Genomic DNA, 24,160 nt, shown 5'->3' on the forward strand with positions numbered 1-24,160 from the left:
CGCCGCCGTGACCGTCTCCGTCGCCGATATCGATCGCTGGGATGCGGGCGATGTCCGCGAGGTGTTTCACGCCACCCGCAGTCGCGCCGAAGCGGCGCAGGAAGCGGCCAACGGCATCGCGCAACTCCCGGCCTTCGAGAGGTGGGGAGGCGACGCGTCTCGAGCCGCGAAGGACTCCATCGACCAGACGCGCAAGGACCTCGACGCCCACGGCGCAGAAGCGCTTGCGGTGGCCAGGGCGGCCGACCGGGCGGCCGGCGACATCGACGCACTCAAGGGCAAGCTGGCCCATCTGCGCAACCGTGCCCATCAGCTCGGGATGGAACTCGACGCGGCCTCCAATTCCTTTGTCCCCGCGGCAGGTTCGACCCTGACCGAGGCAGATGTGGCCCAGGCCGAAGCGGAGCTGCAACCGCAACTCACCGCGCTGCTGGCCGAGGCGGCGGGCATCGACGACGAGTTGGCCAACGCCATCAACATGGCGACCGGCAAGACGCCCATTCCGCAGGAAGGTCCGCCGGTCGGTGCGGAGGGATTGACACCGACTCAGGTCGCCAGTGACGCCAACGAAGCGGCGTTGGAGCGCGAGCGCGAAAGCACGCAGGCGCGAGTGGACCAGGTGCAGCGTCAGATCGACGAGCTGGCGCGGGAGGCGTACACGACGGGCGACCACAGCGCGGAGACGATGGATCGGTTCAACGATCTCACGGGCGAATTGGACGGTGCCAAAGGGTATTTGAGTCAATTGAACGCGGTTCATGACGCCCTGGGGAAGGCGCCCGAGACGTACCTGACCGTCTTCGATCCGCGCACCGGCACCGGAAAGCCGGTGCTGGCCGCGGTCGCGGTGGGCAACCCCGATACGGCGCAAAACGTCTCGGTGACGGTTCCCGGCATCGGGTCGACCACCAAGGATACGTTGCCCGGCATGGTCACCGAGGCGTCCAACCTCCGACTCGAAGCGGAGCGCCAGTTGAGGAACGCCGGCCTGCCCGGTTCGGCGGCGACGATCGCCTGGATGGGCTACGACCCGCCGCCCAACCCGATCAACACGCTGAGCCCGGCGGATGCCTTGGCCACCATGGGGGACGGGCAGGCCCGGCTGGGGGCGGACAGTCTGTCGTCGTATCTCGAACAGGTCCGCGCCAACAACCCCGACGGTCACCTCACGTTGCTCGGGCATTCCTACGGCTCGTTGACGTCATCGTTGGCCCTGCAGGAGCTCAATGCCCAAGGGCTGCATCCCGTCAACGACGTCGTGTTTTACGGTTCACCGGGGTTGGAGCTGACGAGTTCCGATCAGTTGGGGCTCGGCGCAGGGCATGCTTATGTGATGCGCGGGATGGATGATCCGATCTCAGGCGTCGTGGCGGAGCTGGCACCGCTGCACGGGTGGGGGGTCAACCCGTACGACGGGATGTTCCCCGAACTGTCGGCGGCGGCCGGGCCCGATCCGGGCGGAGTCGTCCGGGAGGGCGTTCAGTCGCACTCCGATTACGCCCGGCTGGGAAGCGACAACCAGTTGCGCATGTCCGGCTACAACTTGGCCGCGGTGGTGGCCGGGTTGCCGGACAACCAGGTCCTTGCGCCACCGCCACCGCCGCCCGTGGCGCCGCCGACACCACCATTGATCCCGGGGGTTCCCTTTCGATGACACTGCGAAAGATGTTCGTGGGCTTGGCCTTCGGCCTGGTCTGCGTGGCCGGTGCCGCCGGGTGCGACGCATCGACGAGTACGGGAGGAGAGTCCACCAGCGTGTCCGAAACCGAATCGGCGCAGCTCGAACAGGAGCTGCAGTCCAAACCTTCCCTGGAAGCCGCGCAGACGGAATATCAAGCGGCGGTTCAGAACATGGCCACCGACATCGCTGCGCTGACGCCGGGCACGACCTTCAACATCGAACAGAACACGTGGGTGGGCTGCGGTGGCGAATATGCCTCGACGAGCGCCAAGCAGGCGTACGTCATGGCCGTCTTCAGTGGCCCGATTTCGGATGCCGTGTGGCCGCAGGCGCTACAGATCGTGAAAGACGGTGCCGCGCAAGTGGGAGCGTCGGAGTTCGGGACGTTCAAGGACAATCCCGGCGACCACGACGTCTACATCGCCGGGCCCGACGGGGTCGAGTTCCGGTTGGGCACCCAGAAGGCGTCGACACTCACAGCCAAGTCCGACTGCCGGCTGAGTGAGGCCGACAAGTAGGTCTATCGGGCTACCCGTCCTCGTCAGGTGCCTCATCGTCGGCGGGTGCGTCGCCGTTGAGTAGCTGTTCGAATTGCTGCTGTAGTTCGGTGATGACCGAGGCGGTCATGATGGCGGTGATGACGGGGGAGATGGTGTAGCTGTCCTCGTCGTCGCGGCTCTTGCGCAGGATCTCCAGGCCGGTGAGCCGGGCGATGGCGGCGTCGATGCGGCCGGCGAAGGTGACGGCGTCGCGGTCGGTGTCGTTGAGGACGCCGGAGAACAGGCCGTGCATCTCCTCGCGGCTGATGAGGACGCTCTGACCGGCGGCGGCGCGCATCATCTGGGCGAGGTGCAATGCGAGGATGGAGTCGTAGGTGCCGAGCGGTTCGCGGCGTAGAACCTTGATGCCCCTGGCGGATTCGTAGCGGGCCTGTTCGATGAACGCGATGTCGCTGCCGTCGACGATGCGCAGGATCAGGTCGAGTTCGGAGAGCCGGACGGCGAGTTCCTTGCGGTATTCGACGACCCAGCTGTAGACGTCGGCGTCGGCCTCGGCGCTGATGTAGCGGCGGGTGAGGAGGTGCTGCAGTGCCCAGCAGGCGCGGTCGGGGAGTTCGGAGACGTCGCCGTCGAAGCGGGGGCGGCGGGCGCCGACGGGGCGGGCGGTCTGTTGGTCGACCTGAGGGAGCTCGGACAGTGCGGCGAAGTCGGCGTCGTCGATGGTGGTCAACGTGTCGCTCCTGCCGGCGATAGCCCCGCCTTGTCGTCGTGCACCTGCGTTCCTCAATCCGTAGTTTGTCGGACGCTTCAACATAGGGCACGGTCCCGACATCTCGAGCGCGACACGGGTCGTGTCGGCGCAGAATTCCTGACGTGCCGGTTTGCCGACGTCAGCGGAATGTCCACGCTCCCAACGCATTGCGCCGAGCCGGCAACAGATGGTGCCGCTGTGACAACTGAGGCGCATGGGTCGGTGTGGCGAAAGGGGCCGGCTTACGGCGCGGCAAGTGCCGTTGCGCCAGATTTGTGCATCGCGAGAACTACCATCCGTGATGGCCGCCGACGCCGACCCCTGAAACACCCGGTGGGGATTGGCGGCGGTCATTTACCTGGTGGTGGTGCTGCTGATCATGGGCGTGCTGTATGGAGGCCTGGTGGTGGCGAGGCTGGTCTATTCGCCGACGGCATTCAGCAGGCCGTCGCTCAACGCCCTGTTCTCGACGGTGATGACGTTTGCCGCTGCGGTGTTGTATCTGACGGGATGCTGGACGGTCTCCGGATCGACCGCGGGTGCGGTGACCATGGGCCTGCTCTGGCTCGTGGTTGATCGTCGGCGAAGATCGTTGCAGGACATTGTCTTCAGAACGCGGGTGATCTACGCGAAGGCAGCACGGTGACGGCAGCCGACGCTTGCTCAAAGAGTTTGGGTGCGGTCGTCCAGCGTTTGGCGCCGGTGAAAGAGCAGTCGCCATTGGACCTGTATCACCGCGAACAGAAACGCCGTGCTGATGCCGAACAGCAGCACACCGTTCACCGCTTGGAGTGCACTCAACATCTGAAAGCGGGCGGGCGCCGTTAGTCCCGGTACCTCGAACGTCGTCAAGGTCGCCAAGGCGTAGACGGACGCGTCGGCCGGCGAGTCGAGCGCGCCGAGGCTCCAATATGCCAACGCCCACAGGAGGCCTTCCAGCGCATGCAGCGCTGCCAAGATCAGCGCGACGGCACTGATGTGGCCGATCGTGGTCGACACCGCCCGCAGCCGGTCAGGGTTGTGTTTGTCACCGCGGGGCCGAACCCTGGTTTCCAGGCCGAAGGCCATCACCACGACAGCGGTGGTGTGGATGGCGATGGTCAGCACGATGAGCGCAAGGCCCACGCTCCAACTCGCAACATTCACTCATCTTCCCTACCACTGGCCACGTCGGCAGACGGCCAATTCGGCAGCCTCAGGGCGACTACGGTGCGTCTACTGGGGGTATCCAGCTTCAGGTCGTCGATGAGTGGAGGGAACCCGTGGGCGATTTCGGGATAGCGGGTCTCTGGGTGCTCTTGGCCCTCTCGCTTATCGCGGCGGTGGCCATCGCGGCCGGCGGCATATGGCTGGCGTATCGCACGCTCCCAGACCCGGTGGCCGAGGGGCACAACGGGGCGTTGTCGCCGTTTCTGACCTGTGTCGGGCTGGTGTATGGCGCGCTGCTGGGATTCGTCATCGTGGTCGCGTGGGAGCAGTTCTCGTCCGCGTCGGCCAATGTGTCCAACGAGGCGTCGACGTTGACCACGATGTACCGGCAGACCGTCGGCATGCCGGTCCCGGAACAGTCCGAGATGCGGGTGCTGCTGCGCAAATACACCGACTCGGTCGCAGGCCCGGAATGGCAGAGCGCGATAGACGCCCGCACCGGCAGCGAAGGCGCGCGAGACGCACTTAACGACATGTACCGGCTGCTCGGCAGCGAGAAGTCCAGTGTCGCGACGAGCCCGATCAGCCAGAAGTTCTTAGATCAGTTGGGCACGTTGGCCTCGCAGCGGAATCAGCGAATTCTGGACGCCAAACCGCGGATTCCGGGGTTGCTGTGGACCGGGCTGCTCTTCGGCGGTGTCGTGCTGCTGGGGCTCGGCGGCTTCATGCGACTGGGCAGCGTGCGGGCGCATGTCGGGCTGCTGGGAGCGGTCGCCGTGCTACTGGGCCTGTTGCTGTTCGTCGTGTTCTGGCTCGATCATCCCTTCGGTAACTATCTGGGAGTCACGTCCGAACCGTTCGAGCAGTCGCTGACTGTTTTCGACTCGATCGATCGCGGGTCATGACGCGGGCCGCTACTTCGCGAGGAGGTAGTGATAAAGCTCGAACGAGGCCTGCTCGACCCAGCCGCGCGTGAGCCTTTCGTCTTCTACCGTCCACACGGCGCTACCGGTGAGCGCGATGGGCTTGCCGTTGGGTTCGGTGCCGAGGATGCCGTTGTTGGCACCGGTCAGGACCCATCGCGAGGTGACGCGGGTCCCGCCCTCATCCTGAAAGGTCTCGATGGTGTCGACGTGCAGGTCGTCGACGTGGTCGAGGAACTGCTTGACCCAGTTCTTGATGTTTTTCCTTGCCAGTGATCTCCTGGCCGCCCGCCTCGATGACGACGTCGCCGGACACGAACTTGTCGACGGCATCGGGGTCGTGTGCGTTCCAGACTTCTTCCCAGAACGCGTCGACAATCATGGTTGACCGCATGCGGCTAACGATCCCCCTGTTACACCGCCGCCGCGGGGTTTCGGACGCATGCGTTCTGCCTCGGTGGTGGTCATGAAGCGGCTCCCGCGAGGGTGGTGATGGGTTCGGTGAAGGTCAAACGGGGAACGGCGATTTCGCGGTCGCGGCCGTCGAGGGAGCGGAAGCGGACGGTGGTGGATTCGGTCTCTTGTGGGTTGGGCTGGGTCAGGGCCCAGGACCACAGCACGATGACGTGGCCGAGGTAGGCAGTGTCGAGCATGGCGACGGCGTCGGGGAGGTCGACGGGTCCGTCGCGTAGGGCGCGGTTGAGCATGTCGGACATGGCGGGGGCGTCGACCTGGGTGGTGAGAGCGGCAAAGCTGGTGAGGTCGACATCGCTCGCGGCGTGTTCGGCCGGTTTCGGGTTGGACAGGTCGCCGATCTTGAAGCTAAGGGCCCCAACGGAACTGATGGCATGGCGGGTCAGGGGGACGTCGATGTCGAGGCGGGAGTCGGTGAAGCTCGACTTGAGTAGGGCGCGGGCGGCGCCGATGGCCTCGTTGAGTTGGCGGGCGACGCCGCGGCTCTGCTCCATCGTGCCGAAGGCGGTGAAGCGTTTGACGCGTTGGGCGCAGCGCTGCTGGATGCGTTCGACTTCGTCGATCTGGTGGCCGACGAGTTCGAAGAAGCCAGCCATGACCTTGCGCAGGGCGGGGTCGAGGGCGGGCAGGGCTTCGGCGACGGCCGCGACGTCGGTCTCGAATTCGGCGCGCTGGTCGGGGTCGTTGATCATGCGCAGGAAGGCGCGATGGGAGTCGCGGCCTTGGGAGTCCCAGGCGGTCTGATAGTCGGTGTACATCTGGCGCTGGCGGTCGCGGTATTGCGTATTGGAGTCGATGGGTTCGTCGAGGGCGGCGGTGGCCTGCTCGATCATGGTGCCGTATTGGCCGATGTCGGTGATGAGGCGTTCCATCTGCAGGGCGATGGCGCGGGCCTCGTCGTAGCAGTCGGTGACGTCGGGTTGGGGGCGTTGGCCGGCGTCGAGTTGGTCGAGTTCCTCATGGAGGGCGGCGATTTCGGCTTCGATGTGCTTGCGGACGCGGGCGGGATCGTTGTCGACTCTTAGTGCGACCTGCTTGAGGCGGGAGGCGATGCCGGTGATGGAGCCGCCGGTGGCGATGGTGTCCTGGCGGCGCATGCCACGGAGGAAGTCGAGTGCGCGGCGGGTGTCCTGGGTGAGGTAGCAGACGTTCTGGTCGTGACGTTCGTCGACGATGCGGTGGAGCCAGCCTTGGGCGGCCCAGGACTTGATCATGGCGAGGCCGGACTGGGCGTCGTCGAGGTCTTGCAGGTCGCGCTCGAGGCGGACGACGAGCTCGGTCTCGGGGACGGCGCCGTCGGAGAGGTGACGCTCCATGAGCATCGCGTAGAGGCTGAGGTTGGTGGCGGCGAGCAGGCGGATGGCGCGCGAGCCTTGCAGGTCGCGGTTGAGCTCGAGGAGGTTGGAAGCTGACAACGCCGCGTTCTCGTTCACCCGTCCCTCTATCTAATTGAGTTCGTCCGGAGGCACCAACATAGGGCACGGGGGCGACATGTCCGGCGTGGCGACGGGCCGTGTCGACGGGGAATTCTCGTACTGCTGGCGTTTGCGGCAAGGGCGGGGACCGGCGCTACACCCAGCATCCGTTGGAAGCTTTCATCGTCGGTGCCGATCCGTCGGTAGTCGGCCAGCAGCAGGTCAGGGTGGATGCCGCGCACCAGAACGTCGCGTCCGCTCAAGACGCACTCGATGACGCTCTAGCCTAGGCCGCGGCCGCGGGGCCCGGAGCTGGTCCTAGCCGCGACCGGCTCGAAGCTCTGGGTCAGGCTTTGATCGATGCGCGCATTGACGTGACCAGTCAGACCGAGATTCTGAAGGATCTCAATGCAGCGGCAGGTGAGGTCGTTCGCGGGGCAGTGCCGATTCCTGACCTGCCCGAGAACGCTGATGTTCAGGCCTTTCCGCAAGAACCGTCGGCATTCGCCGAAGGTAGCCGCGCCTTGAGCGAAGGCAGTCTCGGACTCATCCCCGACGTTGCCCACAACATCGACGTGTTCACCAACTGGAGCGAACACTCCGCCGAGGATCGCCTTGGAGCGGTGCTCGACGTCGCCGGGGCGGCACCCATCCCTGGCGGCAAGTTCGTAACCGAGGGTATCGAACACGCTGTTGATGGCTTCAACGCCACCCGCCACCTAGACGACGGTCTCGATGCAGCTGGTTCGGGAGCACATCACGTTCCCGATGCGCCTTCGACTCCACACGTTGACCAGACGCCAGAGGGACCTAGCTCGCGCGGTGGCGACGGTGTCGACGCAGGTGCTACGGGCTCTTTCGGCTTCGAGGATGCTAGTTCGCTCTTACAGACCAGTGAAACCAACGGTGGACATCTCATCGAGCGTCACGTCGGCGGACCTTCGATGACCTCTCCGCACGACTGGATGAATACCCTCGACTCGGACAAGTATCGACGTTCGGGTCGGTCGATGAGGCCGCTGCTGCACTTGGAACCGCACTCAACCACAACAAGAACGTGTTCGATGATTGGATTGCCAACGGAGCGAAGGGAAAACTCGAGTTGGTTGCACCGTTTGAAGGCGGATCGGTTTTGGCGCGAGGATCCGACGCCCCGGTACCGGGGTCAAGCGTCAGATGATCCTCAAATCCGATGGATCCGGCGGATGGTACGTACTAACAGGAATGGTCAATCCGTGAGCGCGCACTCGGTATCAGGTCCCTTACGCCATTTTTTCGGGGCATACTTCCACGAGGACTGGGTTCTGGAGGCCGCTGACTGGCAAGGGGTTGTCGACAGTTACGTTGAGGACGAACAACCCTCTACGGAGTTGCTTCGCACGTTGTCCCAGGAAATCGATGACCTGGCTGGCGAGTGCACCGAACCCGATGCCGAACGACTTGTGACGCGCACGATGGGTGCCAATTACTACCCCCTACCTGAAATCACCTACAAGGTGTGGCTCGGGCAGGTCGCCGCGCGGCTGCGCCAGCACTCCGCTGCGATTGACGGTGGTGCTACCCCTTCTACTACTTGAGACGACCCGTCGGCTGTGACGGATTGCAATATCGCCTGCGTCGGACGGCGATGAACGTCGGCTCGATCTCGGCGTACCTGTATCAGTTCGTAAGGCGGGATGTCCTGAAAGTGCTGCTGGCGGAGGGCCCGCTGCTGCTGACCACGGATGAGAACCGTCCCGGGAAAGGTCAGGGTTCGCTCGACTGTCTTGGCCGACGGCTCATTCGCCCTAGTCGGTTTAACCAGCGCCCGGAGGTCATCGCTTTCAACCCATCGGATGCTGTCTTCGCGCGCAGCACGCTCGAGGTGCTGGAGATGGTTCGCACGGACGGGTACAGCGGAATCGTGGTGAACCCCGCCGGGCCCTCAATTGCGTTCTCTAAGTATGATATTGAGGACGGTCCCGGTCATGGGCGCCCGTTCGCCGATTACCGGGACCAGATGCAGCGTCTCGTGGTGCGTCTGGAACAACTGAAGGCGCGGCTAGCCGATGCGACCAGGCTCGTCCCGGTTGACAGTCCCGGGCGCTTGCCTTGGGGTCATGAAGGCATCAGCAAGCGGGCGGTCGATCACGTCCGCGCCGATTACCTCGACAAGCCGGATTCGGCCGGCCTTCTTGGTGACGAATTCACGCTCCGCGACCTCCGGCTGGTGCACGAGGCCATCGCCGGAAAGGCCGTTCAGCGCGACACGTTTCGGCGAACGATGGAACCGCATCTCGCGGCGACGGGCTCCACGACGGTCCGAGGTAGAGGGCGCCCGGCAGAGCTGTTCCGACGGAGCGGGTAGTCCGTATCGCCAACATCAATCCTGCAAACTATTCCGCGGTGCTCCTGGTACACGGGCAGCATGACACCGCCATGTGCCAGCCACTCGGACGGCGCGCTGTCGGGATAGTCCGCCACCCGGCGCAAGGGAAACTGGCCGAGACTGGGTGGAAGCGGGTGCAATCCGGTTTCCGGAATACGTAGAGTCCTCTGGAAGCCCCACCGAGACTGGGCCCAAGACCAAGCGGTCACCGACAACCTTCACTTCGGGACTGTGCGCCACCATTTCCTCCATTCGAATGCGGACGACGAAGTCTTATCAGCCGGCACTGACAACACCAAGATCCTCGCAGGGCAGGCTCGCTTGATGCCGGTCGTCCGACTCCGATCCGTGGCACGGGGGCCGCTCGATCGGTTGGAGCCGGCTGGCGCCGAAAAATGTGCATCTCAGCACGTGATTGCGTCGATAAGATGGTGAGGACGTTCATCGCACGGGGGTAAGAGTGTCTGACCGGCTCACTGTCGATCCCTACGGGCTGATCGCTGCTTCGGGGACCGTCACGCGGCGCGCCGATGAGTCCGCTGCTGTAGGTAGTGCGCATCCGATCGGTGGAAAGTCATCGAGTCTCGGCGCTGCCCGTGTGTCCGCAGCTATCAACTCATTTGGTGCGGCATGCGCGAGCCGCTATTCAAGTCGTGCTTTGTCACTGCAACTCGCGGCGATGGGCTACCTGAGCGGCGATGACGATTCGGCTTCCCGCGTCAGAGATGCCTCCGTGTGAGCACGTTGGCAGCCGATCTTCGCAGAGCCCCGGCGGCCAAGCCTTACGCTGCGTCTGATTCCAGTGGTGGCCTCCCAACGCGGACGGACATCGAAGGTTGGATTGAGGAAATCGATGTGCTGTCTTCGTCGGCAGCGGCTTACTGCGCAGCCGCGAACCGGATCGAGACGGGCGCCGATACCTACGTCCAGGCGATGTCTGCACCCGGTGGAACGGCGTGGGAGGGTGATGCCGCCGACGCTGCTCGTGAAGCCAGCTATGCAGACCGCGGCGTTGTTTACCGGGCGGCCGATCACATGCGGAACATGGCACAGCTTGTCAATCTGGGTGCACAGCACCTGAGCCAAGCCCGAGACCGAGTGTTGGATGCGATTGCCGACGCCGAAGGCGACGCCTTCAAGGTCGGTGACGCACTGACTGTCACCGACATGCGGCGATACACCACCGGCGAGACTGACGTGTATCTGGCTCGCAAGTCGCGCGCGGAGGAGCACCGCGCCTACATCGCGATGCGCGCCGGCGTCCTGGCGTCCGAAGACGCCGAGATCGGCGCCAAACTCCAGGCCGGTGCCGCCGAACTTGAAGGCATGATCCCGCTGTCATGGAGAACATCTGAGGACAACCGCAGCGACACAATCCAAATGGTTGACCACGAGTTTGCACCGGGAAACGAGGAGACCGGCAGTGGAGGCGCCAGTCCGTCGGCTGATGACATCCGTAGTGTGCTCGAGCAGCTCCCGGAGGGGAGTCGCCGCTGGATCAGGGAAGTCCGGTCACCCGAAGACCTTCAGGCGCTGTGGACATGGATGGGGCAGGGCGGTGTGGAAAACCCAGCTCGGTACGGCGGTCCGACAAAGGGCATCTGGAAGGATCTGCCCGACGGCAGCGGGATTGGTCAACGATTCGCTTCGAAGTCGACGCAAGGGCCGTCGCTCGACATCAGTCTCGACAGCGGGGAGCACTGGAAGATTCACATCAACCCCGAGGCGGGGGGCGCGGTGCCGGATGCTCTCGTCGAGGGTCCGGCCGGGTCGACCGACCAGCCGGACAGTGCATGGGGTACTCCGATATCTCCTGAAGAACTCAGGCGTAGCGGCGGTGAACTGGGAATTCTGCAAGACTTCGTAGATGCCGTTCGTCCGCCGGATCCTTCCGATCCCAGGAACATGGCTTAAGCGATGTGCGGAGGTAATCGTGAATGACGCGGACGGTGCCACACGCGAGGGCGATGGCAAAGCTGAAGCGTGCGAACAGGATCTGCTGCGCCGGGAACTGATGGCAAGCGGACTCGAGGATTGGGTGTCGATGGCAGAGGTGCAGCAGCTGGCCTCCTCACTCGGTCTGGCTGATGCTGACGCCGCGCGCCAGAAACTGGTGCTGGCAACCATCCGGTCGGTTCTAGAGGACGGACTGATGGAAATCGGAGATCTGCCTGGGGAAGACGGCCAGTTCCCCGCCTGGGATGGTTCCGTCGACTCGCTCATGGTGCGTTTATCGGATCGCTTCATCCGGCACTATGACGAGCCAGCAGTTTGGGACTACTCCATATGGCTAGGTCTTACGGACCAAGGTGAGCGGGTCGCCAAGACGATGTCGTCCGATTGACATCAATGAAGGCTGAGGCAGAGTCGCGTACGCCCCAGCCCTGGGCACCGCTTCGCAGACAGGGCTAGCGAAATACCCTTACGCCACACCGGTACACACCGACCGCCGTCAGGGCGTGACCGCTGGCGAGGCAAGCATGGGCTACTGGTGGGACATCGATTGCGAGAATGAGGCGTCGGGCGCAAAATTTGTGTTTACCCCGCCAGGCCTCGGCTGATGCCAACTGCGCGCGCGGCACGCACTTCTAGAGCGGTGCCTCGACCTGCAACGCGTGCAATGGTCCACGCGGGCCTACACATTTGAGCAGAACTCCGGTCCGTTCGGCCTCGGCGGCGCCGTTGATTCCGCAGTCCCACGCGCCGATGGTGGAGTATTTCTCCTCGGCCTCGACGAAGGCGTCGAGTATCGCGACCGCGTCCGTGCACGACGTGACGGCAGAATCATAGTTCCACAACTTCATGTCTGGCCGAGTACTGATCTGGGGAGCGGGTCCACAGTCGATCCCTGCGCCGCCGATTGGTTCCAGCGCGAACTCGTCGAATGGTTTGGCGTCGGCGGGTGCCAAAGCCACGATTATCAGGGCAGCGCTCGCGATTGACGTCACTATTAATGCGCGAGATGTCATGTCTCCCATCAGAACTAACTCAATCACCTCGAGGTGTGGGTGGGCAGAAGTCTACGCAGGCCGCGGTCGCACCTCCAGCGGCCCTGGGGTAGCCGACGCATGCCTGGCGTGTCCCACCGATACTGAGTTCGCCGCCTTCAACTGAGGGGCGATTCAGATCCACGTGATGCGGTGGGCTACGGCATCACGCGACGGCGTACTCGGCCGGGCGTCAAGAGCCCCGAGCACCGACATCAAAGTCAGACATACTCGTACCGCCTCATACCGCGAGAGGACTAGGTGTACGTCGACATGGAAATGTCGGTGTACTGGTTCCAGGGCGTTCGCCAGTTGAGCGCAGGAACGCAATGACTTCTTCGGCCTTGGCAGGCAAGGGCCCACAGATCTCGATAATGGTCAGCTCGCCGGTTGGCCAACCTCGTCGGTGCGCCTCAGCCGGCTCAAGATCTCATCAGGCTCGACCTGTCGATCGGTTACGACGCCCACGCCGTCGCCGCCAGTAACGCCGCAGTCCTGCGGCAGTTTCCCGAGCTGGAAGGCCCGACTTCAGTACTCTGTCGCCCGATTCTCGTCCGGCCTGAAGAATTCGCGTCGTCACCGATTCTATGCGCGGGTAACGATCACCTGCGTCGAAATCAACCCGGTCGATACGCAGCGCGAACAGCACAGGACCACTAGCGTGAATTCTCCGTGACAGCCGACGCTGGGAGGCGAACGATGCGAGGCGAGTGTGTAAGAGACAGGAGTCCGTCACCTCGATTGGCGGTCCTGTTTGCAGCAATCCTCACGGCGTTCCTGGGCATCGGGCTGCTGAACCCGACGCCCGCGCACGCACAGGACGAGACCTACGTCATCGCGACCGATACGACGTTCGCCCCGTTCGAATTCCAGGACGAGCAGGGCAATTTCGTCGGCATCGACATGGACCTCATCCGCGACATCGCCAAGGACCAGGGCTTCCAGGTCGACATCAAGCCGCTGGGCTTCGACGCGGCACTGCAGGCGGTGCAAGCCAACCAGGTCGACGGCGTCATCGCGGGCATGTCCATCACCGACGAACGCAAGAAGGTGTTCGACTTCTCCGACCCGTACTTCGAGTCCGGCGTCCAGATGGCCGTGCTGGAGACCAACAACGACATCAAGGACTACGAAGACCTCAGGGGCCAACGAGTGGCCGTCAAGAACGGCACCGAAGGCGCGACATTCGCCGAGTCGATCAAAAACAAGTACGGCTTCGAAACCGTCTACTTCGCCGACTCCTCGTCGATGTACGACGAGGTGAAGACCGGGAACTCCGTCGCCGTGTTCGACGACTACCCGGTCCTCGCCTACGGCATCACCCAGGGCAACGGGCTCAAGACCGTGACGCCGAAGGAGAAAGGCGCCAGCTACGGCTTCGCCGTCAACAAGGGCCAGAACGCCGAACTCCTGGCCAAGTTCAACGCCGGCCTGAAGAACCTCAAAGAGTCCGGCCGCTACCAGGAAGTGCTCGACACCTACCTCGGCGAAGATGCTGTCGCTGCGGACAACTCGTTCTTCGGCCTGCTGAAGACCACCTTCCCGCTGTTGATGGAAGGCCTGAAGATGACCGTCATCCTGACGATCATCTCCATCGCGTGCGCGTTGGTGCTCGGCGTGATCTTCGGCCTGATGCGGGTATCCCGGTCGATCTGGCTGCGCGCGATCGGCACCACCTTCGTCGACATCTTCCGCGGCACACCGCTTCTCGTGCAGGCGTTCTTCATCTACTTCGGCATCCCCGCCGCGCTGGGCTTCGAGATGTCAGCCTTCACGGCGGGCATCATCACGCTCTCGCTGAACGCGGGTGCCTACATGACCGAGATCGTGCGCGGCGGCATCCTGTCCGTCGACAAGGGTCAGATGGAGGCATCCCGCAGTCTGGGTGTCGGATATCTGCCGACGATGCGCAAAGTGATTCTGCCGCAGGCGGTCCGGACGATGATCCCGTCCTACATCAACCAATTCGTCATCACCTTGAAGGACACCTCGATCCTGTCGGTCATCGGCATCGCCGAGCTGACCCAGACGGGCCGGATCATCATCGCCCGCAACTTCCAGTCGTTCCAGATGTGGCTGATCATCGGCATCATCTACTTCATCGTCATCATGGCGCTGACCAAACTCTCGGATCGCCTCGAGAAAAGGATAAACAAGTGAGCCAACTCGTCCCAGAGGCCGCGGCCGCCGAACCCGAAGGGACCGTGAAGATCCGCATCGAGGGACTCAAGAAGTCCTTCGGCGATCTCGACGTCCTCACCGGCATCGACACGACGATCAGCAAGGGTGAGGTGGTCTGCGTCATCGGCCCCTCAGGATCGGGTAAGTCGACGTTCTTGCGGTGCCTGAACAAGCTGGAGGACATCACCGGCGGAAAGGTCGTCGTCGACGAGTACGACCTGACCGACAAGAAGGTGGACCTCGACAAGGTCCGCCAGCACATCGGAATGGTGTTCCAGCACTTCAACCTCTTCCCGCACATGACAGTGATCGACAACGTGACCATGGCGCCGCTGTTGACCAAGAAGATGGACAAGGCCGCGGCGGAGAAGAAGGCGCTCGAACTCCTCGAGCAGGTGGGGCTCAAGGAGAAGGCTCACGTGAAGCCGTCGACGTTGTCGGGCGGTCAGAAGCAGCGCGTTGCGATCGCCAGAGCGCTGGCGATGAACCCGTCGATCATGTTGTTCGACGAGGCCACCAGTGCGCTGGACCCCGAGATGGTCGGTGACGTGCTCGAGGTGTTGCGTGAACTTGCCGCGGGCGGCATGACGATGGTCGTGGTCACCCACGAGATGGGCTTCGCGCGGGAAGTCTCCTCGCGGGTGCTGTTCATGGACGGCGGCAAGATCGTCGAGGACGCACCGCCTGCCGAACTCTTCGACAACCCCAAACATCCGCGTCTGCAGGAGTTTCTGTCGAAGGTTCTGTAGACAGAGGTTGGGAGTGAACCGTCGTGACTAGGAAGGATCTGTCCCAGCGCGTGTTGTGTTCACTCTCTCCGCTGGCACGGCGGCGATTAGCTCAGATGGCAATCAGGTGCTCTCGGGCGGTTGTGGTTCGTAGTCGCCATAAACGCTTTTCGATCAGCACGTCGGCATAGCTGTTCTGCGGACAACGGATGCCGTGCCAGCAGCCAGCAGCAACCAGCTTGGTCGCCTCCGTCCACCGCTTCGCTTGTGAAACGTAATCGGGCATTTCGTCAGTCACCGCTACCAGCCTCGATCGCGGTGGCCCGCTCGCGCAACCGGTCCGAGACCTGACCCAGCCACTCCTTATATGTCAGTGGCTGGGGAGCGTAGTAAACACCGACGGTTCGCACCAAAAACTGTTCCAAGTCCGGTTCCCCACGGGCCCCGCGCAGATCATCGATCTCCTGCGCCAGCGTCCGCAGGGGCCCGGCGGTGGGATCATCGTTGACGTAGTTGTCGACGATTCCCTGCCAATCGTCGGCTTCCAGATCCCAGTCCTGATGGAAGTATGCGGCGAAGAATTGATACAAGTCCGTTGAGATCGAGCCATCGTTCATGGTGTGGGGAATCCTGTCAGCACGTACCACTGGCTTGGCCCGACACCCGCGCAGACTGGCGAGCACGTACCGCACTGATCGCGGCGTCGAGGGCCGAAACGCCCGCGGCGCTCGGCTGTGCGCTAGTCGAGCCTGCCGTCGCCGCGCCCGCCAACGTCTCCGCGATGGCGTCAGCGCCGGCAGCTGCCGCCCGCAGGTCGCTCGAATCGACGTCCAGTTCGTTCCCCACGTCAACCTCCCATCGGCCTCACACGCCGCAACCGACACTAACTCAGCTGCGCTGTAGCTCTGTGCAGAAGTTTCCGCGGTCTACGCCGAGCTGGGTCCGGCGGTCTCCCGAGCGGCGGCCTAGTTCTCGACGGCCTGGGTTGTCGGTCGTTGCCGATACCGTCGAATCACGTCAATAGATGCCGCAGCCTCAGGCTGGCCCGGCGTCTCACCTGCTGAGGGGAGCTCGTCATGATTCGACCCCATAACGCCACCGCAACCGCGGTCATCGTGCTCGGCGACGACGAAACTGTCTGCCGCTGTGAACAATTGACGGCTCGCGCCGCGCTGCGATCGACGACCGTCGTCGCGATGTTCGCATTCCCGGCGGGCGCGCCTGCCTCGCACGACGACTTGACCGAGGTCGAAGGAGTCGTCGCCGCACTGGCCCGGGCGATCTCGCTCCGGCTGCCGATATGGATGCCAGAGCCGATGGTGGACCTGAGGCGCGAGCAGCACTATCGCCGCCTGAGTCTGGTGCTGCAGCGGCATGGACTCGACCTGCTCGTGGGCCACGATCTCTGGCCGATGCCGGACACGGGCGGTATGAACGAAATTGACTACGCGTTGCGGCGTGAGGTGCAGGCCGTCGACGACCTCGATCGCGCGGCGCTGGCCTCGGCCGGGGTGGACAGTCTTGAGAGGGTCGTCGAACGGGCAGCCAACGCTTCATCGGCGGCCGCTCACGAAAATGATTGGCCACCAATGCTTCCCCAGGCCCACTTACCGTGGGTCGAGCGTTGCCAGGCCGTCACAGGCTATGTGCGCTGGCTGGTAGACGGTTGTGGTGTGACACGCGCTGCGGCGGCGCGGGTGCTGAACTCGTCGGGTCAACGAACCCCTGACGGCCGGGCATGGCAGTCGCGAACCGTGTCGGCGCTGCTGGACGGGCACTACGACGGCGAAGCAGCCGCATAATTCATGGCGGCTTGACGTGCTACAGAAGTGCTACAGTCGTAGCATGTCAACAGTGGCGTCCCGTGAACTTCGAAACGACACGGCGGGCGTGCTGCGACGGGTCCAAGCGGGCGAAGAAGTCACGATCACGGTGAATGGGCGAGCCGTCGCGATGATCACCGCGGTGCAGCCCAGGCGTCGGCGGTGGGTGTCCAAGGCCGAACTGGTCAGGCGGCTCGAGACCAGCCAGGCGGACCCCGGCCTGCGTGACGACCTCGCAGAGCTCGCCGGTGAAACCACCGACGAACTCGACGAGTTGTGACAACCGATCAGCCCGCCGCCGGCATCCTCGACACCTCGGTGTTCATCGCCGACGAGAGCGGGCGACAACTCGAGACATCGCTGCTTCCTGAGGAACTCGCCACGACTGTGGTGACCCTGGCCGAACTGAACGCGGGTGTGCTCGCCGCGCGGACCTCCGAGATCCGGGCGCGTCGCCTTCGCACATTGGACGCAGTCGCCGACATGATCGCGTTACCGGTCGACGAGGAGGCGGCTCAAATGTGGGCGCTGTTACGCGTCCATCTGGCTGAGGCGGGGCGACGGGTCCGAGTCAATGACCTGTGGATCGCCGCAATTGCAGCCGCCAAGCGCGTGCCCGTGGTCACGCAGGATGGGGACTTCGATGTTCTAGAAGGCGTCGCGGGTCTCGCGATAATCCACGTCTGACTCCGTCGGACGTCGACGCCGAGCCCACTGCGCGCACCGGGATCCGCTCCAGGCATGCGCCAAATTGGTCGCACCCCGCCTACCACTGTGCGCTGACATTAGCGGCGATCTGGTCGGCGATCCTCACCGCCGAGTCGCCAGGGTCGGCGCTGCACGTGTTGATGTCGACGATAATGTTGTTCCGCAGCGTCACCGCGCGTCCGCAGGCCCAGCCGGGAGCACCGGCGTCCCGTTGTGTAGCAATAGTTTTCAGCGTATCGCCCGCGACGGAGATCGGTCCGACCGACCACTGCGACCCGCTCTGCGTGTGGGTGTACTCCTTGCAGACCGGCCACTGCTGGGTAGAGGCGTCCAGGAACGCACGGGCCTTTTCCACCGTGGGAAACAACACCACCGCCTGCTTGAGATAGTGCGTGAAGTCATCGCCGTTGTTGAGGCTCTCATCACGCTCGGCCCGAAAGCCGCTGGCGGCATACACCGGCGCCTCCGCCGCGCCGTCGACGGCCAGGCATTCCGCAGGCGCCATGGTGGCGCTGTTGTCGGACATCGAGGTCTGGGTGTTAGTGACCGTCATCCCGACCGTGCCCATCGCGACGTTCACCTGTTCGGGGCGCAGCAGCAACTCAACCAGCTCACGCTCGACGAGCGGACGCGGAATCATCGTTCGGGTGGTGGTGACCGACTCGGCGTTGCCGACATTGCTGACGCAGCCGGTGACCAGAACGGAGATGACTGCAACCGCCAGTGCGGCCGTGGGTCTGCGCATATTCCCTCCCATGGATCGCGCAACCGATTCGCCGCGCGTCATCCCCCTATGGCGCGCAATGAAGAAATGATGCACCAGCACCGACGAGGCCTAAGCGAGGTCGAACGGTGTTTCCTGGTCACGATGAACAGTGCTTTTCATAACGGGTCGAGCACAGCGCGAAAAAGCCTCGAGGGTGGCCGGACCGCTCGCCGCTCTTACCCCTCCGCTGCGACCAGCGACCCCAACTTGATGTCGGGGTTGTCGCGTTGGAACCCTTCCAGTCGCCACGGCGTCGAAAACAGCACGAGCATCACGCCGTCCGTGCGCGTCAGCACCTCCGCTGACACCTGCCGGTTCATGAACTCGGCGTCGGCAGGATCCACTACCCGCGCGACCTGATACGGCAGCGACTCCAACGAAATCGGTGCGCTGTACTCGGCGGCCATCCGGTGCGTGGCCACCTCGAACTGCATCGGGCCCACCGCGGCCAGCACCGGTGCCTGCTCACCGCGACGGTCGGAGCGCAACACCTGAACCACGCCCTCCTGCTCGAGTTGCTCGATCCCGCGCCGAAACTGCTTGTGCTTACTCGGATCCGTGCCGCGCGCCACCGCGAAATGTTCCGGCGAGAAGCTTGGAATCGGCGGATACTGCACCGCCGCATCGACATACAGCGTGTCGCCCGGCCGCAACGCCGCCGCGTTCGCCAACCCGATCACATCACCTGGCCACGCCGTGTCCAGCGTCGCGCGTTGCTGCCCGAACACCGACTGCGCATACTTCGTCACGAACGGCTTACCCGTCGCTGCGTGCGTCAGCACATCACCGCGCTCGAACGTCCCCGACACCACCCGCGCATACGCGATGCGGTCGCGGTGGGAGGAGTCCATCCCGGCCTGCACCTTGAAAACGAAAGCGCTGAAGGGTGATTCGATCGCCCGCAAACTTCCGTCGACATCGACGGCACCGCCCGGCGCGGGCGCAAGGTCCACCAGCACATCGAGAAGCTGGTTCACCCCGAAGTTCAACGCCGCCGAGGTGAACAGCGTCGGTGTCGACTCGCCGGCCAAAAACGCCGACCGGTCGTAATCGGAGCCGTCCGCCGACAGCAGCTCGGACTCCTCGACCGCCGTATCCCAATCGACACCGGCCGCAGCGTGCGCATCACAAGCCGCGATGTGCTCCTCGGGTGCCGCGGTCGCGCCACCGGCGGTTCGGGTAAACCGAATGAAGTTGCCGGATCTGCGGTCGAGCACCCCTTTGAAGTCTCCGGCGATGCCCACCGGCCAGGTCAGGGGAGTGGGCCGCAACCCGATCCGTGACTGGATCTCGTCGATCAATTCCAGGGCATGACGACCTGGCCGGTCCCACTTGTTGATCACCGTGATGATCGGGATCCCACGGTGCTTGCATACCTGGAAGAGCTTCAGCGTTTGTGGCTCAAGGCCTTTCGCCGCGTCAATCAGCATCACCGCGCAGTCCACGGCCGTCAGCACCCGGTAGGTGTCCTCAGAGAAGTCGGCGTGGCCCGGGGTGTCGAGCAGGTTGATGACGCATTCGCGGTACGGGAACTGCAGCGCCGTCGAGGTGATCGAGATGCCCCTGGCCTTCTCCATGTCCATCCAGTCCGACACCGTGGAGCGTCTGCCCGCCTTGCCGTGGACCGCGCCGGCCTCCGTGATCGCCCGGGCGTGCAGCGCCAGTGCCTCGGTCAACGTGGACTTGCCGGCGTCGGGATGGCTGATGACCGCGAACGTTCGTCGACGGCTCGCCTCCGCGGAGATACGGCCAGGTCGCGAGGCGTCGGCGGTCGGCGCAGCGGCCAGGGCGTTGTCGGTCATAGCACCCGCGATGGTATTGGCCTTCGAGTCCAAACCGGTAATCGGGCGCTTTGCCGTCAGCGGACAACCTGGCGCGAACCTATCGAACTTGCAACCGTTCCCCGCCATCGCTTCGCAGCTGCAGGGGGTGGGTTCGACCGGATAATTGCTGAAGTTCTCGCGCACGCCACGACACTCTCCCCTGCCATAGGCGGACGGGGCGACCCGACAATCATGGGGCGGCGAGGTTGCGACGCTACGGGGCTGGTGTTATTCGATTGTCCGATCGACGGCATCGCGTCACTGCTACCCGAGACGCGGTGCGGGCGCCGCAATGTGATTGGTTGCCGGAGGGATCCTGGGCAAGAAAGGTGGGCTACACCATGGACCTGGTCGACAATGTGACCGTTCGCCGAGTTGTCGGTGAGTTCGCGGCTCAGCCCGACCAACGACGCGCTCTTGAAGTACTTCGGTCGTGCATGTACGGGGAATTGCTCTTCGACATCACTGGATCAGACGCGCCTGTAGACGGGTCTTTTGCTGCCGGGGCACGACTACAGATCCGCGGCGGCACCGGGCCGGGTGGTGGTCGCGCGCTGTTCGCATTCACGTGCCAGGACGAGATCGCGCGCCTGTACCCGCCGGACACTCAAACTCAGTCGATGGTCACGCCGGCGACGGGCGCGCTGGAGCTGGCGCGGCAACAACGCGATGACTGGCTCTATATCGACCCCGCAGGTCCAACGTGCGCGTTGGCGGCCGCACACATCGATTTTGCCCTGCGGAATCCGAACAATCAGCCACTGAAGACAGCGCTTGCGGCGCTGCACGCCGGCCATACGGACAGGCGCGGCGTCCTGCAGGTGCTCCTGGCGGAGGGTCAGATGCTGCTGGCCGCGGACGAAACATCCGTCCCGGGCAGTGTGACGGTTCGTTCGACGCCGTCGGCCGACGGCTCACGCGCCCTGGTGTGTTTCACCAGCGCTCCAGAGGTCGTTGTTTTCAACGTATCGGATGCTTTTTTTGCGCGCCCCACACAAGAAGTGCTCGACATGATTCGCACGGATGGGTATAGCGGACTCGTCATAAACCCCGCTGGGCCATCAATAACGTTCTCGAGGGACGAAATCGAGAGCGGCTCCGGCTTATCCGGTTAAGCAACGTAACTCCGCAGCAGACTCGATGATGCGTCGAAGACGACCGATCGGCTGCGGCCAGACGCTCAGTCGCAGTTGCCTTCTGGGCGTCGACGTCGATGGCCAGCACGGGTTCACCGAAGATTCCAGCCGACGCATCGACCGATTTCCTCCAGCGCTTCGGACGATAATTCGGGATGCAGCTGGCTGAATCTGCCCATGATGTCGTTGACGCCTTCGGCCAAGGTCATGTCGCCCCAGTCGATCGGCATAGCAACGGCTTCCCGGACTATCGCGATGACCCGATCTGCAACAGCGCTTCCCTCGCTCTCGCCGTAGCGGTCGATGAGCTTTTGGCGATCAACGCCCGGTATAGCCGATTCCCTGATACTGGTAACGACGGCTTCACTGATGCGGTCTGCGTCCATCGAATGGGTCCACCCTAACGGTCGAAACACCGAGCGCTGCAACCATAACGGTGCAAGGCAACTAGACGCACCATCGCCACAGTCAACATCAAGGAACCTGACAGGAAGACCCACCAGGCTGTGACCTGCAGGCCACCGACGACCAATTCCGGTCACACATTCGCTTGCACTACTCTCGTGCACGCCTCTGAAGCAATGCCCTGTGCGCAGGCTCAAAGTGTATGTCGAATAGCGACTGCAGCCATGTCAGTATCGTGTCATCCTGTGCGCCCAGTCCCGGCGTCTCCAAGTTGTCTTCCGCATCGCTCAGGAGCAGCATAAAGTGCCACTCCTTCGAATCGTTGGTAAGACCAAACTCATTGGGTGCATCGGGGAGGGCGAGCATGAAGTCGATTCCGCCGTCGCGGGCCGACCAGCAGACCTGGAGTTTGCAATCACTACGGCGGTAATACACCGCCCACGCTGGACGGTTGCCGTGGACGATGGGTTCCTGCACCTCATCGAGTGTGAAGCCGGCATTCGACAGCGTTGGTTTCAGAAAACGTTCTAGCTCAACCGGCTTCATCGCTAGCTGCCTCCCTCATAAACCCATGAGTTTCCGTGCTGGGTGTAACCGTATGCGGCCGCGTTATACTTGAGGAAGTTGATCTCGAGAGCTGAGAATGATCGCCTCTGCACCGCCGCAATCTGCTCGACGCTTTCGAACCCATCAGGCAAGACATATTCGATACGTGGCACTCCATTCTCCAACTGCGTGCGCAGGAATTGCTCATTCACCTCCCATGTAACAGTTCTCGCTTGTTCATCACTGAGTCCGTGGCTAAGGGCGTTCCAGGTTGCGTCACCGGTGTCGAAGTAGATCCCGCCGTTACTCCGCGCTTCACCGATGTATCCATCATCCATTCCGGCCCACTTCCCTAGAACCACTCGGTCTGCGTTCCCCGTGTCGGGTGGACCCGGCATGTGGTGCGTGGACAGGTCTGCGACTTGCCGGGCCAGATCCAGGGTCGATTGCCCGTTCGCGACGGCGTCGTTGAGATTCGATGCGATTTCGGGAGCGTGAGACGAGTATCCGTCGGAGTAATCCCAAACGCCGGGTGCTGGATACTCTCCAGCGAGCGGTGTTGGAAAGGCTTCGGCGGCAGGGTGGTGTCCACTGGGCACATCGACGAGGTGCGATGGAATGCCCACGCCCGCGATATCGTCGAGCGCTCCTGCTCGTGCGACGAGAGCAGCTTCGCCGCCGAAGATGACACCAGGTGCGGCGATGGCACCCTCGGCTGCCTTCCCGCCGAGGTAATACGCCGCACTCGGAGAGTCGAGCGCATTGTTGACTTCGTCGACTGCCGCTCCAACCGGGTTCGTGATTTGGTCGTTGGTGCTCTCGAGTAGGTCACGCCACGACTCCCACACACCCGGTGCCCCCGGCCCGCCCTGTCCGATCAGGTTTTTGATGCCTTGTTCGGTCTCGAACCAACGATCGGCAAAGCCCTCTGCGAAGCCGGGCGGCGGCATCTTGTCCGGTTCCGGCGGGGTGTAGGGCTTGAGCGGTTGTCGTGCCGCGGACACCATCGCATCTAGGCGCGCTTCGATCTGATCCGGCGGAACACCGTCGCGAAGCATCGTCTGCCGGGCCAACGCCTTGAACTTTTCGACCTTCGCCGGATTCAACGGAACCGGTGCCGCAGAACCGTCGACCCCCTGGGCGCCCGACGGGACGGGTCGTCCGGCGAGCTGATCGAGTGCGCTGTCCAAGCTGTCCGGTTGCGACGCGCTGTCCGCGGATGGCGGTGCTTGCCGTTCCCCAGTGCCGGGCAGCAAAAGGTCCTCCACCGAGGACGCCGTCTTCACCTCAGGAGCCGGGATGCCGGTGGCCCTGGCAATCGCCCCCGCCAGGTCGGCATCCACTCCTTCGCCCTGGGCCAGTACTGCGGCGATCTGCGCTTGCAAGTCGGCGACTTTGGCTGCCACCTTAGCCGCGGCCTCGTCATCCAAATACGCTGTGTCCGGCGGGATTACCTGGTTCGTGGACTCGTCGATCTGTACCGCGGGCGCCTCGGCGGCGAAATCTAGGATGTCCGTGATCTTTTGGGCAACCTGCTCAGCTTGCTGCTGTGCGGCCTCCATGTCGGCGGCCGCTTTGCCCAGGTTCTCCGCCACCCCCTCGTGCTCACCGGCGGTGGCCACCATCGCCGCCCGCGCCGAGTCTCCGCCGTCGCCCTCCCACGTGGAGGCCGTCGCCAACGACCGATAGAAGTCAGCCGAATTCGTATGGTTCGCCGCGGCCCCACGGGTGGACGCGGCGAGATCCGCGATTTCGGGCGGCCACTCCCGCAGCTCCCTCAAGTTCAGCGCCACGGC

Annotated in this window: 27 protein-coding genes; 14 read left to right on the plus strand and 13 right to left on the minus strand. The window is 63.7% G+C overall.

The features are described 5' to 3' along the window. The first annotated feature begins 7 nt into the window (after positions 1-7). Positions 8-1,654 carry an alpha/beta hydrolase gene (locus G6N42_RS26490; RefSeq protein ID WP_163735037.1) on the plus strand — a complete coding sequence of 549 codons (1,647 nt, stop codon included), beginning with the start codon at positions 8-10 and terminating at the stop codon, positions 1,652-1,654. Next, entirely contained in the window at positions 1,651-2,199 is a 549-nt protein-coding gene (locus G6N42_RS26495) for an LppA family lipoprotein (protein WP_232076351.1), read from the plus strand. The genes G6N42_RS26490 and G6N42_RS26495 overlap by 4 nt, the downstream gene beginning before the upstream one ends. Positions 2,200-2,209: 10 nt before the next feature. Here G6N42_RS26495 and G6N42_RS26500 read toward each other — a convergent pair whose 3' ends face one another. Further along, positions 2,210-2,911 (minus strand): DUF4194 domain-containing protein, encoded by a 702-nt coding sequence (locus G6N42_RS26500; protein ID WP_163735038.1) that lies wholly within the window; start codon positions 2,909-2,911, stop codon positions 2,210-2,212. Between the two features lie 400 nt (positions 2,912-3,311). On the opposite strand from G6N42_RS26500, the gene G6N42_RS26505 reads away from it, so the two are divergent. Beyond that, entirely contained in the window at positions 3,312-3,578 is a 267-nt protein-coding gene (locus tag G6N42_RS26505) for a hypothetical protein (RefSeq protein WP_232076709.1), read from the plus strand. Between the two features lie 17 nt (positions 3,579-3,595). On the opposite strand, the gene G6N42_RS26510 is transcribed toward G6N42_RS26505, so the two are convergent. After that, on the minus strand, positions 3,596-4,078 hold the full coding sequence (locus G6N42_RS26510) for a hypothetical protein (RefSeq protein ID WP_163735044.1): 483 nt from the start codon (positions 4,076-4,078) through the stop codon (positions 3,596-3,598). Positions 4,079-4,194: 116 nt separating this feature from the next. Here G6N42_RS26510 and G6N42_RS26515 point away from each other — a divergent pair, with 116 nt between their 5' ends. After that, positions 4,195-4,986, plus strand: coding sequence for a bestrophin-like domain (locus G6N42_RS26515; protein ID WP_163735047.1), 792 nt, complete (start codon positions 4,195-4,197; stop codon positions 4,984-4,986). 9 nt (positions 4,987-4,995) lie between these two features. On the opposite strand, the gene G6N42_RS26520 is transcribed toward G6N42_RS26515, so the two are convergent. Continuing rightward, the gene (locus G6N42_RS26520; RefSeq protein WP_232076353.1) at positions 4,996-5,337 is read right to left on the minus strand and encodes an ester cyclase; all 342 of its coding nucleotides are present in this window, start codon (positions 5,335-5,337) and stop codon (positions 4,996-4,998) included. A gap of 131 nt (positions 5,338-5,468) precedes the next feature. Beyond that, the gene (locus G6N42_RS26525; RefSeq protein ID WP_163735050.1) at positions 5,469-6,911 is read right to left on the minus strand and encodes a DUF3375 domain-containing protein; all 1,443 of its coding nucleotides are present in this window, start codon (positions 6,909-6,911) and stop codon (positions 5,469-5,471) included. 335 nt (positions 6,912-7,246) lie between these two features. On the opposite strand from G6N42_RS26525, the gene G6N42_RS31755 reads away from it, so the two are divergent. The 4 genes from G6N42_RS31755 (at position 7,247) to G6N42_RS26555 (ending at position 11,605) form a co-directional block, all read left to right on the plus strand. Beyond that, entirely contained in the window at positions 7,247-8,470 is a 1,224-nt protein-coding gene (locus tag G6N42_RS31755) for a contact-dependent growth inhibition system immunity protein (RefSeq protein WP_434059599.1), read from the plus strand. Between the two features lie 50 nt (positions 8,471-8,520). Next, positions 8,521-9,240: an NrtR DNA-binding winged helix domain-containing protein gene (locus G6N42_RS26540; RefSeq protein ID WP_163724429.1), complete on the plus strand. Its 720-nt coding sequence runs from the start codon at positions 8,521-8,523 to the stop codon at positions 9,238-9,240. A gap of 876 nt (positions 9,241-10,116) precedes the next feature. Then, positions 10,117-11,175: a hypothetical protein gene (locus G6N42_RS26550; RefSeq protein ID WP_163735056.1), complete on the plus strand. Its 1,059-nt coding sequence runs from the start codon at positions 10,117-10,119 to the stop codon at positions 11,173-11,175. Between the two features lie 19 nt (positions 11,176-11,194). Next, positions 11,195-11,605, plus strand: a complete 411-nt coding sequence (locus tag G6N42_RS26555; protein ID WP_163735059.1) for a hypothetical protein — start codon at positions 11,195-11,197, stop codon at positions 11,603-11,605. 244 nt (positions 11,606-11,849) lie between these two features. On the opposite strand, the gene G6N42_RS26560 is transcribed toward G6N42_RS26555, so the two are convergent. Continuing rightward, positions 11,850-12,176 carry a hypothetical protein gene (locus G6N42_RS26560; protein WP_163735064.1) on the minus strand — a complete coding sequence of 109 codons (327 nt, stop codon included), beginning with the start codon at positions 12,174-12,176 and terminating at the stop codon, positions 11,850-11,852. A 771-nt stretch (positions 12,177-12,947) separates the two neighbouring features. Here G6N42_RS26560 and G6N42_RS26565 point away from each other — a divergent pair. Continuing rightward, positions 12,948-14,408, plus strand: a complete 1,461-nt coding sequence (locus G6N42_RS26565) for an amino acid ABC transporter substrate-binding protein/permease (RefSeq protein WP_174262175.1) — start codon at positions 12,948-12,950, stop codon at positions 14,406-14,408. Next, positions 14,405-15,178, plus strand: coding sequence for an amino acid ABC transporter ATP-binding protein (locus G6N42_RS26570; RefSeq protein WP_163735067.1), 774 nt, complete (start codon positions 14,405-14,407; stop codon positions 15,176-15,178). Before G6N42_RS26565 ends, G6N42_RS26570 begins: the two co-directional genes overlap by 4 nt. 91 nt (positions 15,179-15,269) lie before the next feature. On the opposite strand, the gene G6N42_RS26575 is transcribed toward G6N42_RS26570, so the two are convergent. The 3 genes from G6N42_RS26575 to G6N42_RS26585 are packed head-to-tail and all read right to left on the minus strand — an operon-like array spanning position 15,270 to position 16,003. Next, entirely contained in the window at positions 15,270-15,455 is a 186-nt protein-coding gene (locus G6N42_RS26575; RefSeq protein WP_163735071.1) for a hypothetical protein, read from the minus strand. Beyond that, positions 15,448-15,774, minus strand: a complete 327-nt coding sequence (locus G6N42_RS26580) for a contact-dependent growth inhibition system immunity protein (protein ID WP_163735076.1) — start codon at positions 15,772-15,774, stop codon at positions 15,448-15,450. The genes G6N42_RS26575 and G6N42_RS26580 overlap by 8 nt, the downstream gene beginning before the upstream one ends. A gap of 16 nt (positions 15,775-15,790) precedes the next feature. Further along, complete coding sequence (locus G6N42_RS26585; RefSeq protein ID WP_163735079.1) at positions 15,791-16,003, minus strand: hypothetical protein; 213 nt, start codon at positions 16,001-16,003, stop codon at positions 15,791-15,793. A gap of 230 nt (positions 16,004-16,233) precedes the next feature. On the opposite strand from G6N42_RS26585, the gene G6N42_RS26590 reads away from it, so the two are divergent. The 3 genes from G6N42_RS26590 to G6N42_RS26600 are packed head-to-tail and all read left to right on the plus strand — an operon-like array spanning position 16,234 to position 17,667. Further along, on the plus strand, positions 16,234-16,959 hold the full coding sequence (locus tag G6N42_RS26590; protein WP_163735082.1) for a hypothetical protein: 726 nt from the start codon (positions 16,234-16,236) through the stop codon (positions 16,957-16,959). Positions 16,960-17,002: 43 nt separating this feature from the next. After that, positions 17,003-17,260, plus strand: a complete 258-nt coding sequence (locus tag G6N42_RS26595) for a type II toxin-antitoxin system Phd/YefM family antitoxin (protein WP_163735085.1) — start codon at positions 17,003-17,005, stop codon at positions 17,258-17,260. Further along, the gene (locus G6N42_RS26600) at positions 17,257-17,667 is read left to right on the plus strand and encodes a type II toxin-antitoxin system VapC family toxin (RefSeq protein ID WP_163735088.1); all 411 of its coding nucleotides are present in this window, start codon (positions 17,257-17,259) and stop codon (positions 17,665-17,667) included. Before G6N42_RS26595 ends, G6N42_RS26600 begins: the two co-directional genes overlap by 4 nt. A 79-nt stretch (positions 17,668-17,746) precedes the next feature. On the opposite strand, the gene G6N42_RS26605 is transcribed toward G6N42_RS26600, so the two are convergent. Continuing rightward, positions 17,747-18,433, minus strand: coding sequence for a sensor domain-containing protein (locus tag G6N42_RS26605; protein ID WP_163738342.1), 687 nt, complete (start codon positions 18,431-18,433; stop codon positions 17,747-17,749). A gap of 197 nt (positions 18,434-18,630) precedes the next feature. After that, complete coding sequence (locus G6N42_RS26610) at positions 18,631-20,256, minus strand: peptide chain release factor 3 (protein ID WP_163735092.1); 1,626 nt, start codon at positions 20,254-20,256, stop codon at positions 18,631-18,633. 362 nt (positions 20,257-20,618) lie between these two features. Here G6N42_RS26610 and G6N42_RS26615 point away from each other — a divergent pair, with 362 nt between their 5' ends. Further along, positions 20,619-21,392 (plus strand): SseB family protein, encoded by a 774-nt coding sequence (locus G6N42_RS26615; protein WP_163735095.1) that lies wholly within the window; start codon positions 20,619-20,621, stop codon positions 21,390-21,392. A gap of 113 nt (positions 21,393-21,505) precedes the next feature. Here the strand turns inward: G6N42_RS26615 and G6N42_RS26620 are convergent, their stop codons facing one another. The 3 genes from G6N42_RS26620 to G6N42_RS26630 form a co-directional block, all read right to left on the minus strand. Then, on the minus strand, positions 21,506-21,799 hold the full coding sequence (locus G6N42_RS26620) for a hypothetical protein (protein ID WP_163735097.1): 294 nt from the start codon (positions 21,797-21,799) through the stop codon (positions 21,506-21,508). A gap of 169 nt (positions 21,800-21,968) precedes the next feature. Continuing rightward, positions 21,969-22,364, minus strand: coding sequence for a hypothetical protein (locus G6N42_RS26625; RefSeq protein ID WP_163735099.1), 396 nt, complete (start codon positions 22,362-22,364; stop codon positions 21,969-21,971). Positions 22,365-22,366: 2 nt separating this feature from the next. Further along, positions 22,367-24,157 carry a hypothetical protein gene (locus G6N42_RS26630; RefSeq protein WP_197905560.1) on the minus strand — a complete coding sequence of 597 codons (1,791 nt, stop codon included), beginning with the start codon at positions 24,155-24,157 and terminating at the stop codon, positions 22,367-22,369. Positions 24,158-24,160 lie beyond the last annotated feature (3 nt).

This window comes from Mycobacterium gallinarum (genome assembly GCF_010726765.1).
Classification (GTDB): domain Bacteria; phylum Actinomycetota; class Actinomycetes; order Mycobacteriales; family Mycobacteriaceae; genus Mycobacterium; species Mycobacterium gallinarum.

Bases quoted from the DNA above. Each gene is read 5' to 3' on its own strand.
- G6N42_RS26595 (WP_163735085.1), top strand. From the start codon at position 17,003: ATGTCAACAGTGGCGTCCCGTGAACTTCGAAACGACACGGCGGGCGTG.
- G6N42_RS26605 (WP_163738342.1), bottom strand. From the start codon at position 18,433: ATGCGCAGACCCACGGCCGCACTGGCGGTTGCAGTCATCTCCGTTCTG.
- G6N42_RS26495 (WP_232076351.1), top strand. From the start codon at position 1,651: ATGACACTGCGAAAGATGTTCGTGGGCTTGGCCTTCGGCCTGGTCTGC.
- G6N42_RS26620 (WP_163735097.1), bottom strand. From the start codon at position 21,799: ATGGACGCAGACCGCATCAGTGAAGCCGTCGTTACCAGTATCAGGGAA.
- G6N42_RS26520 (WP_232076353.1), bottom strand. From the start codon at position 5,337: ATGCCGTCGACAAGTTCGTGTCCGGCGACGTCGTCATCGAGGCGGGCG.
- G6N42_RS26565 (WP_174262175.1), top strand. From the start codon at position 12,948: ATGCGAGGCGAGTGTGTAAGAGACAGGAGTCCGTCACCTCGATTGGCG.
- G6N42_RS26580 (WP_163735076.1), bottom strand. From the start codon at position 15,774: ATGAACGATGGCTCGATCTCAACGGACTTGTATCAATTCTTCGCCGCA.
- G6N42_RS26505 (WP_232076709.1), top strand. From the start codon at position 3,312: ATGGGCGTGCTGTATGGAGGCCTGGTGGTGGCGAGGCTGGTCTATTCG.
- G6N42_RS26610 (WP_163735092.1), bottom strand. From the start codon at position 20,256: ATGACCGACAACGCCCTGGCCGCTGCGCCGACCGCCGACGCCTCGCGA.
- G6N42_RS26625 (WP_163735099.1), bottom strand. From the start codon at position 22,364: ATGAAGCCGGTTGAGCTAGAACGTTTTCTGAAACCAACGCTGTCGAAT.
- G6N42_RS26590 (WP_163735082.1), top strand. From the start codon at position 16,234: ATGATTCGACCCCATAACGCCACCGCAACCGCGGTCATCGTGCTCGGC.
- G6N42_RS26615 (WP_163735095.1), top strand. From the start codon at position 20,619: ATGGACCTGGTCGACAATGTGACCGTTCGCCGAGTTGTCGGTGAGTTC.
- G6N42_RS26540 (WP_163724429.1), top strand. From the start codon at position 8,521: ATGAACGTCGGCTCGATCTCGGCGTACCTGTATCAGTTCGTAAGGCGG.